The 11,903-nt window shown below is 63.9% G+C and carries 12 protein-coding genes; 7 read left to right on the forward strand and 5 right to left on the reverse strand.

Annotated features, from left to right (window positions below; all coding sequences use genetic code 11):
* Positions 1-11 precede the first annotated feature (11 nt).
* From hutG to hutI, 3 genes are all read right to left on the reverse strand, one after another.
* Positions 12-830: an N-formylglutamate deformylase gene (gene hutG / locus NKI79_RS15205; protein WP_352802426.1), complete on the reverse strand. Its 819-nt coding sequence runs from the start codon at positions 828-830 to the stop codon at positions 12-14.
* A gap of 421 nt (positions 831-1,251) precedes the next feature.
* Positions 1,252-2,787 (reverse strand): histidine ammonia-lyase, encoded by a 1,536-nt coding sequence (hutH, locus tag NKI79_RS15210; protein ID WP_352802428.1) that lies wholly within the window; start codon positions 2,785-2,787, stop codon positions 1,252-1,254.
* The gene (gene hutI, locus NKI79_RS15215) at positions 2,784-4,019 is read right to left on the reverse strand and encodes an imidazolonepropionase (RefSeq protein WP_352802430.1); all 1,236 of its coding nucleotides are present in this window, start codon (positions 4,017-4,019) and stop codon (positions 2,784-2,786) included. Before hutI ends, hutH begins: the two co-directional genes overlap by 4 nt.
* Before the next feature lie 98 nt (positions 4,020-4,117).
* Here hutI and NKI79_RS15220 point away from each other — a divergent pair, with 98 nt between their 5' ends.
* Together NKI79_RS15220 and hutC are read left to right on the forward strand one after the other, a co-directional pair.
* The gene (locus NKI79_RS15220; RefSeq protein WP_352802431.1) at positions 4,118-5,470 is read left to right on the forward strand and encodes a formimidoylglutamate deiminase; all 1,353 of its coding nucleotides are present in this window, start codon (positions 4,118-4,120) and stop codon (positions 5,468-5,470) included.
* A complete protein-coding gene (gene hutC / locus NKI79_RS15225; RefSeq protein WP_352802433.1) occupies positions 5,467-6,228 on the forward strand; it encodes a histidine utilization transcriptional repressor HutC in 762 nt (253 codons plus the stop codon). The genes NKI79_RS15220 and hutC overlap by 4 nt, the downstream gene beginning before the upstream one ends.
* Before the next feature lie 176 nt (positions 6,229-6,404).
* On the opposite strand, the gene NKI79_RS15230 is transcribed toward hutC, so the two are convergent.
* Positions 6,405-6,749 carry a RidA family protein gene (locus tag NKI79_RS15230; protein WP_023674415.1) on the reverse strand — a complete coding sequence of 115 codons (345 nt, stop codon included), beginning with the start codon at positions 6,747-6,749 and terminating at the stop codon, positions 6,405-6,407.
* Between the two features lie 223 nt (positions 6,750-6,972).
* On the opposite strand from NKI79_RS15230, the gene aztA reads away from it, so the two are divergent.
* The 4 genes from aztA (at position 6,973) to NKI79_RS15250 (ending at position 10,139) form a co-directional block, all read left to right on the forward strand.
* Positions 6,973-7,779: a zinc ABC transporter ATP-binding protein AztA gene (gene aztA, locus NKI79_RS15235; protein WP_352802435.1), complete on the forward strand. Its 807-nt coding sequence runs from the start codon at positions 6,973-6,975 to the stop codon at positions 7,777-7,779.
* Positions 7,779-8,654, forward strand: a complete 876-nt coding sequence (gene aztB / locus NKI79_RS15240) for a zinc ABC transporter permease AztB (protein ID WP_254817491.1) — start codon at positions 7,779-7,781, stop codon at positions 8,652-8,654. The genes aztA and aztB overlap by 1 nt, the downstream gene beginning before the upstream one ends.
* A gap of 22 nt (positions 8,655-8,676) precedes the next feature.
* Positions 8,677-9,618: a zinc ABC transporter substrate-binding protein AztC gene (aztC, locus tag NKI79_RS15245; protein WP_352802438.1), complete on the forward strand. Its 942-nt coding sequence runs from the start codon at positions 8,677-8,679 to the stop codon at positions 9,616-9,618.
* Positions 9,619-9,800: 182 nt separating this feature from the next.
* The gene (locus NKI79_RS15250) at positions 9,801-10,139 is read left to right on the forward strand and encodes a protein tyrosine phosphatase family protein (protein ID WP_254817489.1); all 339 of its coding nucleotides are present in this window, start codon (positions 9,801-9,803) and stop codon (positions 10,137-10,139) included.
* A gap of 9 nt (positions 10,140-10,148) precedes the next feature.
* Here the strand turns inward: NKI79_RS15250 and NKI79_RS15255 are convergent, their stop codons facing one another.
* Entirely contained in the window at positions 10,149-10,616 is a 468-nt protein-coding gene (locus tag NKI79_RS15255) for an Lrp/AsnC family transcriptional regulator (RefSeq protein ID WP_352802440.1), read from the reverse strand.
* A gap of 153 nt (positions 10,617-10,769) precedes the next feature.
* Between NKI79_RS15255 and hppD the strand changes: the two genes are divergently transcribed.
* The gene (gene hppD / locus NKI79_RS15260; protein WP_352802443.1) at positions 10,770-11,885 is read left to right on the forward strand and encodes a 4-hydroxyphenylpyruvate dioxygenase; all 1,116 of its coding nucleotides are present in this window, start codon (positions 10,770-10,772) and stop codon (positions 11,883-11,885) included.
* Positions 11,886-11,903: the final 18 nt, after the last annotated feature.

Genomic DNA, 11,903 nt, shown 5'->3' on the forward strand with positions numbered 1-11,903 from the left:
CGCGCCGCGCGTCAGCGCTCGGCCCAGGCGATCGCGGTTTCCAGGATCTTTCTCAGCGTGACGCGGATTGGCGCCGCGAATTCGGCATCGTAAGGCACCGGCCAATTGCCGGGCATGCCCTTGCCTTCGGGCTCGCGCAGATAGCCGCGGTTGGACAGCTCCATCTGCAGCGCGTGGACGCCGTTTTGCGGCTGGCCGAAATGGCGCGTGATCCAGCCGCCCTTGAAGCGGCCATTGACGACGAAGCTCTCGCCGGTTTCGCCCAGAATCTGCCTGACTTTCTCCTGCAGCGTCGGATCGGCGCTCTTGCCGTCGTTGGTGCCGAGATTGAAGACCGGTAATTTGCCTTCGAATAGGCGCGGCAGCACCGAACGGATCGAATGGCAGTCATAGACGACGATCTTCCCATGCAAAGCGTGCAGCCTGTCGATCTCGGCCTGCAGCGCGGCATGATAAGGCACGAAGAACTTCTCGCGGCGCTCGTCGATCTCCGACGGTCCCGGCTCTTCACCTTTGCGGTAGAGTGGATCGCCGTCAAATGTCTCGGTCGGACAGAGCCCAGTCGTCGTCTGGCCGGGATAGAGCGAGGCGCCGGACGGATCGCGGTTGACGTCGATGACGGTGCGCGAAATCGCCGTATGCACAACGGTCGCGCCGAGGTCTTCTGCGAAGTCATAAAGCTTGTCGATCCACCAGTCGGCGTCACGGCGGCCGAGCCAAGGCGAGATTAGCCGGCTGTCGAGGCCAGCGAGATCGATGCCGGTATGCGGGATCGAAACCAGCAAGGGTGCCGTGCCTTGGGTGACGGTGAGCCAGGAGGGCGAGGTCATCGGAAGTCTCCGCGTGACAGAACGCAACTCTGCGACCGTCTTTGAGCACCGACCTGGCTTTTTGCCGGCCGTGTCGTATTTTGTTCTTGCTTTGTGCCGGCAGCTATGCTACTAATTTCCGTATGGTGCTGATTCGGCCCGACGACCCGCCCTCGAGGCGGGTTTTTTGTTTCTGACCTTGAAAGTTTCGGTGTTGCCGGGCTGGGGTTGGCGGGACAGCGCCCCCCTCTGTCCTGCCGGACATCTCCCCCTCTTGGGGGGAGATTGGCTATCATCTCTACTTTCGCCAATCTCGTGGGATGCAGAAAGGGCGCAGTCCCCGAACCTGCCAATCTCCCCCGTGGAGGGGGAGATGTCCGGCAGGACAGAGGGGGGCGCGACGGAACACGACCCATGCCGGCGTAACGCAGCGACGACGGCTTCACGACGTCACGCCCGGCAGTTTCACTGCCCCCGCGGCTTCCACCGCCGCGCCGCCGCGTACCATGGCGATGGCCTTCTCCATGTCCGGGTGGAAGTGCCGGTCGTTGTCGAGATGCGGCACCTCTGCCCTGACCAGCCGGCGCACCGCCTCCAGTGCCGCGCTCGAGGCCAGAGGCGCATGGAAATCGCAGCCCTGTGCGGCGGCCAGCAATTCGATGCCGATGACGGCCGTCGCATTCTCGACCATGCCGATGAGCCGGCGCGCCCCATGCGCCGCCATCGAGACATGGTCTTCCTGGTTGGCCGAGGTCGGGATCGAATCGACGCTGGCCGGATAGGCTTTTTGCTTGTTTTCAGAAACCAGTGCCGCGGCCGTGACCTGAGGGATCATGAAACCGGAATTCAAACCCGGCTTGGGCGTGAGAAAGGCCGGCATGCCCGACAGCGCCGGGTCGACCAGCATGGCGATGCGCCGCTCCGACAGCGAGCCGATTTCGCAGACGGCGAGCGCGATCATGTCGGCGGCGAAGGCCACCGGCTCGGCGTGGAAATTGCCACCCGAAAGTGCGGAGTCGTCCTCGGCAAAGATCAGCGGATTGTCGGTGACGCCGTTGGCCTCGGTGGCGAGCGTGTCCGCAGCCTTGCGGAGCACGTCGAGTGCTGCACCCATCACCTGCGGCTGGCAGCGCAGGCAGTACGGATCCTGCACGCGCTCGTCGCCGACGCGGTGCGATTCACGGATGGCGCTGCCGGCCATCAAATTGCGCAACGCCTCGGCCGTCTCGATCTGGCCGCGATGTTTCCGGAGCAGATGGATGCGTGGATCGAACGGAGCGTCGGAGCCTTTGGCGGCATCGGCGGACAGCGCGCCGGCGACCAGTGCCGACTGGTAGAGCACCTCCGCTTCGAACAAAGCGGCAAGCGCATACGCGGTCGAGAACTGGGTGCCGTTGAGCAGCGCCAGGCCTTCCTTGGCGCCCAGCATCACCGGCTCCAGGCCATGCGAAACGAAGGCGACCTTGGCGGGAAAGCGGCCATGCGGGGTAAAGCACTCGCCGACGCCGATCATCACCGCGGTCATGTGCGACAGCGGCGCAAGGTCGCCGGAAGCGCCAACCGAGCCTTGCGCCGGCACCACGGGAATAACGTCGTTGGCCAGCATCGCCTCGAGCAGTTCGATGGTTCGCGGCCGCACGCCGGAGGCGCCCTGTGCCAGGCTGGCCAGCTTCAGCGCCATCATCAGCCGGCAAATTGCGACGGGCATCGGCTCGCCGACGCCGGCGGCATGCGACAGTACGATGTTTCGCTGCAGCGTTTCCAGGTCGGCGGCGGGGATGCGAACGCTGGCCAGCTTGCCGAAGCCGGTGTTGATGCCATAGACCGGCTCGCCTTTGGCAACGATCCTGGCGACGGCCTCGGCGCTGGCCTTGATCTTCGGCCGGCAGGCATCGTCGAGTCTCAGTGCGGCGCCGCGATAGATGGCGCGCCAATCGGCCAGCGTGGCATTGCCTGGCCTTAGCTTGAGTTCGGTCATTGTCCCCTCCAGATGCGGGCATGCAGCGGGTTGAAGCCCATGCGGTAGACGAGTTCGGCCGGGCGTTCGACGTCCCAGATCGCCAGATCGGCGGATTTTCCGGCCTCCAGCGTACCGGTCTGTCCAAGCAGCCCGAGCACGCGGGCAGCCTCGCGCGTGACGCCGGCAAGGCATTCATCGACCGTCAGGCCGAACAACGTCGCCGCCATGTTCATGGTCAGTAGCAGCGAGGTCAGCGGCGACGTGCCGGGATTGTTATCGGTGGCAACGGCCATCCTGACGCCATGCTGGCGAAACAGGGCGATTGGCGGCTTCTTGGTCTCGCGGATGAAGTAGTAGGCGCCGGGCAGGATGGTCGCCACGGTTCCGGCCTTCGCCATCGCCGCCGCACCGGCCTCGTCGGTGTATTCGAGGTGGTCGGCCGACAGCGCACCATAGCGCGCCGCAAGTTCCGCGCCGTGCAGATTGGACAGCTGGTCCGCATGGAGCTTGACCGGCAGGCCCGCCGCCTTCGCAGCATCGAACACGCGGGCGATCTGCTCCGGCCAAAATGCAATGCCTTCGCAAAAACCGTCGACGGCATCGGCCAGGCCCTCGGCAGCGATGGCCGGCAAAATCTCGTTGGCGACAAGATCGATAAAGGCATCCTTGTCGCCTTTTGCTTCGGGCGGCAGCGCATGGGCGCCGAGGAAAGTGGTCCTGACCGTCACCGGCCGCTCACCGCCCAGCCGTCGGGCGGCGCGCAGCGACTTCCTCTCGTTTTCGAGGTCGAGACCGTAGCCGGATTTGATCTCGACGGTGGTGACACCTTCGGCGATCAGCGCATCGAGGCGCGGCAGCGACTGGGCGACCAGCTCGTCCTCGCTGGCCGCGCGCAGTGCCTTGACCGAGGAAACGATGCCGCCGCCGGCCTTGGCAACCTCTTCATAGGTCGCGCCGGCCAGCCGCATCTCGAATTCATTGGCACGGTTGCCTGCGTGGACCAGATGAGTGTGGCAGTCGATCAGGCCAGGCGTGATCCAGCGGCCTTCGCAGTCGATCGCCTCGGCGTTTTCGCGGAGCGCTGCCGGCATGTCGGCTTCCGGCCCGGCATAGACAATCCGGCCATTGCGCACGGCGATTGCACCGTGCTCGACGACGCCTGACCCGGCGCTGTTTTCGACCATGGTCGCGAGGCGCGCATTGCGCCAGAGGCGAACCTCCCCTGCCCGGCTTTTGCTCTCTGCAGCCATCATCTTTTCCGTTTCAATCGGTGACGATTATGTATATACATATCAAAAGGCACTGCAAGCACTATCATCGCATGGCAGACCGGGATTTGGAGAAAAACGTGACGGCAATCTTCGCGGAACAGGCACTTCTGCCCGACGGCTGGCACAGCAATGTGCGGATCGTCATCTCCGACGGCAGGATCGCCGCGGTCGAGGCGAATACCTCGCTCCTGCCTGGCGACGAGCGCCATGCCATCCTTTTGTCCGGCATGCCGAACCTGCACAGCCACGCCTTCCAGCGCGGCATGGCCGGCCTTGCCGAATTGCGCGGGCCTTCCGCCGACAGTTTCTGGAGCTGGCGCGAGGTGATGTACCGTTTCGCGCTGTCGATGACGCCGGACCAGGTCGAGGCGGTCGCGGCTCAGCTCTATGTCGAGATGCTGGAGGCCGGGTTCTCGCGCGTCGGCGAGTTTCACTATTTACACCACGACCGCGACGTCCGGCCCTATGCCAACATCGCCGAGATGGCGGAGCGCATCATTGCCGCAGCGTCCGAGACGGGCATCGGGCTGACGCTGTTGCCGGTGTTCTACGCGCATTCCTCTTTCGGCGGCGCTGCGCCAAATGAAGGCCAGCGGCGGTTCATCAACAATGTGAACCAGTTCTCGCGGCTTGTTGAGAAATGCCGCGAATCCGTTCGCAGCTTGAATCAAGGCGTTGTCGGCGTCGCCCCGCACAGCCTGCGTGCCGTGACACCGGAGGAACTGGAAAACATCACGGTGATGGCGCCGGAGGGGCCCATCCACATCCACGTCGCCGAGCAGATGAAGGAGGTCGAGGACTGCCTTGCCTGGTCCGGGGCGCGGCCGGTCGAGTGGCTGCTTGCCAATGCCAAGGTCGACCGGCGCTGGTGTCTCATCCACGCCACCCACATGACCGACACAGAGACGGTGCAAATGGCGAAAAGCGGCGCCGTTGCCGGCCTTTGTCCGATCACCGAGGCCAATCTCGGCGACGGCACCTTTGCCGCGTCCTTGTTCATGCAGCATGGCGGCCGCTTTGGCATCGGCTCGGATTCAAACGTCCTGATCGGCCTGCCGGACGAGTTGCGGCAGCTCGAATATTCGCAGCGCCTCGCCCACCGCGCCCGCAACGTGCTGGCCGTCGCCGGCGGCTCGACCGGCCGTGCTTTGTTCGACGCAGCGCTCGATGGCGGCAGTGCCGCGCTGGGCGCCGGCCCCTCGCAGATCGCAGCAGGTGCCCCGGCCGATTTCGTCTCGCTCGACGGCAAGCATCCATCGCTGGCCGGCAAGACGGGCGATGCAATCCTTGACGCCTGGATTTTTGCCAACGGCACCAAGATCGACTGCGTCTGGGTGCATGGCAGGAAACTGGTCAGCGGCGGCATGCATGCCAGGCGCGATGCTATCGCCGAGCGGTTCCGCCAAGTGATGACGGCGCTTTCGGCATGAGCATGATCGGGACAATAAGCGCGGATTCTGGAAGCGCGGACGGCGGCGAGGTTCTTTCGCTGCACCAGCGCATCCTGTCGGACATCAGCGAACGGATCCTGTCGGGTGCCTGGGCGCCCGGCCACCGCATTCCGTTCGAGCATGAACTGACGGCCGAATACAATTGTTCACGCATGACAGTGAACAAGGCGCTGTCGCAACTGGCCAAGGCCGGGCTGATCGAGCGCCGGCGTCGTTCGGGCAGCTTTGTCCGCCAGCCGCAATCGCAGGCGGCCGTTCTCGAAATCCACGACATCCGGATCGAGGTCGAGGCACTTGGCCTGCCCTACCGCTATGAGCGCATGGCGCGAAGCGGAAGGCGCAGCAGCGCCGACGACCGAGCCCTGCTGGAACTCGACGTCGCCGGGCCGGTGCTGGCGCTGGAATGCCTGCATTTCGCCGGCAAGCGGCCGTTTGCCCACGAGCAGCGGCTGATCAACCTGGCTGCCGTGCCGGAAGCCGCCGAAGAGGCGTTTTTCGAGACCGCGCCCGGTCCGTGGCTGATCGGGCGCGTGCCGTGGAGTGCCGCCGAGCATCGCATCCGCGCGGTCGCCGCCGAAAAGCACATCGCGGCGGCGCTCGACATCGACACCGGCGCGCCGTGCCTGGTGATCGAGCGGCGGACATGGAGCGCCGAGCACCCCGTCACCCATGTCCGCTTCACCTATGCGGCAGAGAACCACACGCTGGTGGCGCGGTTCACGCCGTCGCAGGGGTGAGCTCCTAACCCTCCCCCTTGAGGGGAGGGTCGCGGAGCAAATTGCCGCGCGGCGGCATTTTGTGACGCGGGGTGGGGTCGGAGCAACCTCGCCGACCCCACCCCGTCTCGCAGTCTCCGCTTCGCTTCGACTACTCGCCGACCCTCCCCTCGAGGGGGAGGGTTAGAGCCGCATTCTCAAATCGCCGCGGTAACAATAATCTCGACCAGATATTCCGGTCCGGCAAGTTTGGCTTCGCCGGTGGCGCGGGCCGGCGTGTTGCCCTGCGGCACCCATTTGTCCCATTCCGCGTTCATCTCGGCAAAGGTGCTCATGTCGGCCAGCCAGATGATCGCCTGCAGGATCTTGGTTTTGTCGGTGCCGGCCTTGGCCAGCAATTCGTCGATCGCCGCCAGAATGTCCCTGGTCTGGGCACCGACGTTTCCGCCCGGCTTGCCGACCTGACCGGCCAGATAGACGGTGTTGCCGTGGATGACGATCTGGCTCATGCGCGGGCCCACATCGATGCGACGAATGCTCATTAGATATTCCTTCTTTTGTCCGGCTTTCTCTTGTCGGTGCGCCTGTTTAGGGGCCGGGTTCGCCGGGGGCAAGGCCGCTCGAGCGGAACCGCTTGAGCCAAGCCAAAGCAGACAACATGACGGCCCGGCCGCAATTCCGCCCGATTGGCTTGTTGACTAATGTAATAACATCACATATCGAATCCGCCCCTGCACCACCGATCGTCGCCCCATGGATCGTCACATGAGCCAAACGTGCCTGACCTTCCGCGACCTGACGCTGGGCTACAACAGCCATCCTGCGGTCCACCACCTCAATGGTACGATCCGCAAGGGATCGCTGACGGCGGTCGTCGGCGCCAACGGCTCCGGCAAGTCGACGCTGATGAAGGGCATCGTCGGCGTTCTGAAGCCGATGGCCGGCGCGGTGATCCGGGCGCCCGGCGTGCGCGCCGCCTACCTTCCGCAGCAATCGGAGCTCGACCGCTCCTTTCCGGCCCGTGTCGTCGACCTGGTTTCACTTGGCCTGTGGCCGCGGCGCGGCATGCTCGGCCGTTATACAAGGGAAGATCGCGACTCGGTCAGCGAGGCGCTGATGGCCGTCGGCCTCGGCGGCTTCGAGAAGCGCCCGATCGACACGTTGTCGGGTGGCCAGCTGCAGCGCACGCTGTTTGCCCGCGTGCTGTTGCAGGATGCCGAGCTCATCCTCCTCGACGAGCCGTTCAACGCCGTCGATGCCAAGACGGTCGGTGACCTGATCGCGCTGATCAAGCGCTGGCACGGCGAGGAACGCACGATCATGGTTGTGGTCCACGATCTCGATCTGGTGCGGCAGAATTTCCCCGAAACACTGCTGCTGGCGCGCCAGCCGATCGCCTGGGGAGAGACTAAGGAGACGCTGCGGCCGGAGAATTTGTTGCGTGCGCGCCGCTTCCACGAAGCCTGGGAGGACAACGCGCCATGGTGTGAGCCTAGCGAGCATGATCACCAGCACAGTGGCCACGGGCATGACCATGACCATCATCACGGCCCGGGGCCGAGGGCGGCGTGATGGACGTGCTCTACGGTCTGTTCGTCGCTCCGTTCGCCGACTACGCCTTCATGCAGCGGGCGCTCGCCGGTTCGATGATGCTGTCGCTCGGCGCCTGCCCGGTCGGCGTGTTCCTGATGCTGCGGCGCATGAGCCTGTCCGGCGACGCCATGGCGCATGCCATCCTGCCGGGTGCTGCCGCCGGCTTCCTGTTCTATGGCCTGGAAATCCTGCCGATGACTATCGGCGGACTGATCGCCGGCATCATCGTGGCGCTCGGCGCCGGCGCCGTCTCGCGCTTCACCATCCAGCGCGAGGATGCCTCGATGGCGGCCTTCTATCTGATTTCGCTGGCCATCGGCGTGCTTATGGTGTCGATCCGCGGTTCCAGCGTCGATCTCATGCATGTGCTGTTCGGCACCGTATTGGCGCTCAACAACGAGGCGCTGACGCTGATCGGCGGCATCGTCGTGGTGACGCTGGCCAGCCTCGCCATCTTCTGGCGGGCGCTGGTCGCCGAATGCCTCGACCCTTTGTTCCTGCGCTCGGTCAGCCGGATGGGCAGCCCGGTGCATTTCATCTTTCTCGGCCTCGTCGTGCTCAATCTCGTCGGTGGTTTCCAGGCGCTCGGCACCTTGCTGTCGGTCGGGCTGATGATGCTGCCGGCGGCGGCGGCCCGCTTCTGGACGTCGCGCGTCGAGCCGATGTGCGTGTTGGCCACAGTGATCGGCTTTGCCTCCTGCATTGCCGGGCTGCTGTTGTCCTACCATGCGTCACTGCCCTCCGGCCCGGCCATCATCCTGTCCGCCGGCGTCGTCTATTTCGCCTCGATCCTGTTCGGCACGCGCGGCATCCTGCGCGCCCGCATCGTCCATCACCGCCACAGAACTGCCTGATCCCAACAAGGAGAAACTGTCCATGCTGAAATCGATCCGCGCCGCGTTGGCCGTGAGCGTTATAACATTAACCGCCCTCGGCGCTTCCTCGGCCTTTGCTGAGCCGTTGAAAGTGGTCGCCAGCTTCACGATCATCGCCGATTTCGCCAAGAATGTCGGCGGCGACCGCATCGATCTGACCACCATCGTCGGGCCGGACGGCGACGCCCACGTCTACGAACCGAGCCCCGCCGATGCGGTGGCCATGGCCAAGGCCGACATTGTGCTGGTCAACGGCCTGCATTTCGAAGGTTTTCTGCAGCGCCTGGTCGACGCCAGCGCCACCAAGGCTTCGATTGCCGTGCTGACAAAGGGGGTCACGCCGATCAATTTCAAACCCGAATTCGCCGAGGCCGACGCCGCCGAAGGCGCGGAAACCGATGGCGGCAAGACGGTCACCGATCCGCATGCCTTCCAGTCGATCGCGAATGCCAAGATCTATGTGAAGAACATCGCCGACGCCTTTTGCACGGCCGACGCTGCGGGTTGCGACAGCTACATGGCCAATGCAGCTGCCTATACGCAAAAGCTCGATGCGCTCGAGGGCGAAGTGCAGGCGGCAATCCAGTCGATCCCGCAAGAGAAGCGCGTCGTCATCACCTCGCATGACGCCTTCGGCTATTTCGAGAAGGCCTATGGCTTGACCTTCCTGGCCCCGGAAGGCGTGTCGACCGAGTCGGAGCCTTCCGCCGCCGACGTGGCCAAGCTGGTCAGCCAGGTGAAGCAGGACAAGGCGGCGGCGATCTTCGTCGAGAACATCACCAACCCGCGGCTGATCGAGCAGATCGCCAGCGAGACCGGCATCAAGGTGGGCGGCACGCTCTATTCCGATGCGCTGTCGCAGCCCGACGGCCCGGCCGCGACCTATATCGACCTGATGCACAACAACATCGCCCAGATCAAAGGCGCGATCCTCGGAAGCTGAGCGATCGACCTCGTTCACCCAGCCGGGCTGGCGTATGGCGCATCCAAGCACACGCGGCGCCGTCCGGCTGGATTTCCGGCATCGAAATCTCTATCTGCGCGGATGGATTTCTTTTCGCGCGGATTGCCGACCGGGTCAGGGAGTGGCAAGACTGCCGCTAACCAGATTGCGAGGACACCGCCATGGAATACCGACAGATCAGCGAGGACTATTCGGTCTCGGGCCAGATCCAGCCCGAGGACGTCGCGACCATCAAGGCCGCCGGCTTCAAGAGCGTGATCTGCAACCGGCCGGACGACGAGCAGCCCGGCCAGCCATCGGCCGACACCGTCAAGGCGGCGGTAGAGGGCGCCGGGCTCGCCTTCCGCTACATCCCTGTCATCAGCGGCCAGATCACGGCCGAGAATGTCGAGGACCAGGCTGAGGCGCTCGAGGAACTCGAAGGCCCGGTCTTCGCTTACTGCCGTTCCGGCGCCCGCTGCACCAATCTTTATGGGCTGATCCAGCAGTCGAAGGGGTGATATTCGCCCTCAGATCGGCAGCGCGCCCGTTTCCTTTAGCGTCTCCAGCACGATCGCCGTCTTCACATGCTGCACGGATTCGTGCGGCAGCAGCACGCTGTTGACGAATTCCGACAGCGACTTCAGGTCGGGCGTCACCACTTTCAATATATAGTCCATCTCGCCCGTCAGCGCGTGCGCTTCCTGCACTTGCGGCAGCCGCGCCACCAATTCGCCGAAACGCCGCGCATTGTCGCGGTTGTGAGTGGCGAGCGTCACCGAGATGACGTTCACAAGGGAAAAACCGAGCTTGTCGCGGTCGAGCACCGCCCGGTAGCCCTTGATGTAGCCGTCCTCCTCCAGCCGCTGGCGACGGCGCGAGCATTGCGAAGCGGACAGGTTCACCCGTTCCGACAGATCGTTGTTGGTCAGCCGCGCGTCGGTCTGCAGCAGAGCCATTATCTTGCGGTCAAACTGGTCGATGCGCGCCTCATCCATGAATTTCGGCTCCGTTGTGCACAATTCGCGCATGACCTGACCATTTCAAGTGTTTGAATGCAAGCAATTTGCACTCGCTCCGCGCTATGATTGCGCTCAGATATGGCCGACCCGGCCAATACCAGATTTCGGGCCAGATTTCGGAGCAATGCCATGGGTCCCTTCCCGCACGACGCACCGCCCGCCAAGATCAGCAAAACCAATCCCGCCGGTACCGACGGCTTCGAATTCGTCGAATTCGCGCATGCCGAGCCGGAAAAGCTCGCCGAGCTTTTCACCCGCATGGGCTATGTGCCGGTGGCCAAGCATCGCAGCAAGAACATCACCGTCTGGCGGCAGGGCGACATCAATTATGTCGTCAATGCCGAGCCCGGCTCGCATGCCATGAAATTCGTCGACAAGCACGGCCCTTGCGCCGCCTCGATGGCGTGGCGGGTGGTCGATGCCAGCCATGCCTTCGACCATGCGGTAGCCAAGGGCGCGACGCCCTATGAAGGCAACGACAAGACGCTCGATGTGCCGGCGATCGTCGGTATCGGCGGATCGCTGCTCTATTTCATCGAAACCTACGGCGAGAAGGGCTCGGCCTATGACGCCGAGTTCGATTGGCTGGGCGAGCGCAACCCCAGGCCGGAAGGCGTCGGCTTCTACTATCTCGACCACCTCACCCACAATGTCTATCGCGGCAACATGGACAGATGGTGGGATTTCTACCGCGACCTGTTCGGTTTCAAGCAGATCCATTTCTTCGACATCGACGGCAAGATCACCGGCCTGGTCAGCCGCGCCATCACCTCGCCCTGCGGCAAGATCCGCATCCCGCTGAACGAGTCCAAGGACGAGACCAGCCAGATCGCCGAATATCTGAAGAAGTACAATGGCGAAGGCATCCAGCACATCGCCGTCGGTACCGATAACATTTACGACGCCACCGACAGGCTGGCCGAAAACGGCCTGAAGTTCATGCCGGGTCCGCCGGAGACTTATTACGACATGTCCCATGCTCGCGTGAACGGCCATGATGAGCCGATCGAGCGGATGAAGAAGCACGGCATCCTGATCGACGGCGAAGGCGTGGTCGACGGCGGCACGACCAAGATCCTGCTGCAGATCTTCTCGAAAACCGTCATCGGCCCGATCTTCTTCGAGTTCATCCAGAGGAAGGGCGACGAAGGTTTTGGCGAGGGCAATTTCCGCGCCTTGTTCGAATCGATCGAGCAGGACCAGATCAAGCGCGGCGTGCTGAGGGTGGACGGCAAGGCAGCGTAGCCAGCTCGGCCGAGGTGT

It is taken from the genome of Mesorhizobium sp. M0340, from assembly GCF_040321535.1.
Lineage (GTDB): Bacteria > Pseudomonadota > Alphaproteobacteria > Rhizobiales > Rhizobiaceae > Mesorhizobium.

What these genes read in the sequence shown, in the direction of transcription:
- hppD (WP_352802443.1), top strand. Translation starts at nt 10,770, where the DNA reads ATGGGTCCCTTCCCGCACGACGCACCGCCCGCCAAGATCAGCAAAACC.
- hutH (WP_352802428.1), bottom strand. Translation starts at nt 2,787, where the DNA reads ATGACCGAACTCAAGCTAAGGCCAGGCAATGCCACGCTGGCCGATTGG.
- NKI79_RS15255 (WP_352802440.1), bottom strand. Translation starts at nt 10,616, where the DNA reads ATGGATGAGGCGCGCATCGACCAGTTTGACCGCAAGATAATGGCTCTG.
- NKI79_RS15250 (WP_254817489.1), top strand. Translation starts at nt 9,801, where the DNA reads ATGGAATACCGACAGATCAGCGAGGACTATTCGGTCTCGGGCCAGATC.
- NKI79_RS15230 (WP_023674415.1), bottom strand. Translation starts at nt 6,749, where the DNA reads ATGAGCATTCGTCGCATCGATGTGGGCCCGCGCATGAGCCAGATCGTC.
- aztA (WP_352802435.1), top strand. Translation starts at nt 6,973, where the DNA reads ATGAGCCAAACGTGCCTGACCTTCCGCGACCTGACGCTGGGCTACAAC.
- hutC (WP_352802433.1), top strand. Translation starts at nt 5,467, where the DNA reads ATGAGCATGATCGGGACAATAAGCGCGGATTCTGGAAGCGCGGACGGC.
- aztC (WP_352802438.1), top strand. Translation starts at nt 8,677, where the DNA reads ATGCTGAAATCGATCCGCGCCGCGTTGGCCGTGAGCGTTATAACATTA.
- aztB (WP_254817491.1), top strand. Translation starts at nt 7,779, where the DNA reads ATGGACGTGCTCTACGGTCTGTTCGTCGCTCCGTTCGCCGACTACGCC.
- hutI (WP_352802430.1), bottom strand. Translation starts at nt 4,019, where the DNA reads ATGGCTGCAGAGAGCAAAAGCCGGGCAGGGGAGGTTCGCCTCTGGCGC.
- hutG (WP_352802426.1), bottom strand. Translation starts at nt 830, where the DNA reads ATGACCTCGCCCTCCTGGCTCACCGTCACCCAAGGCACGGCACCCTTG.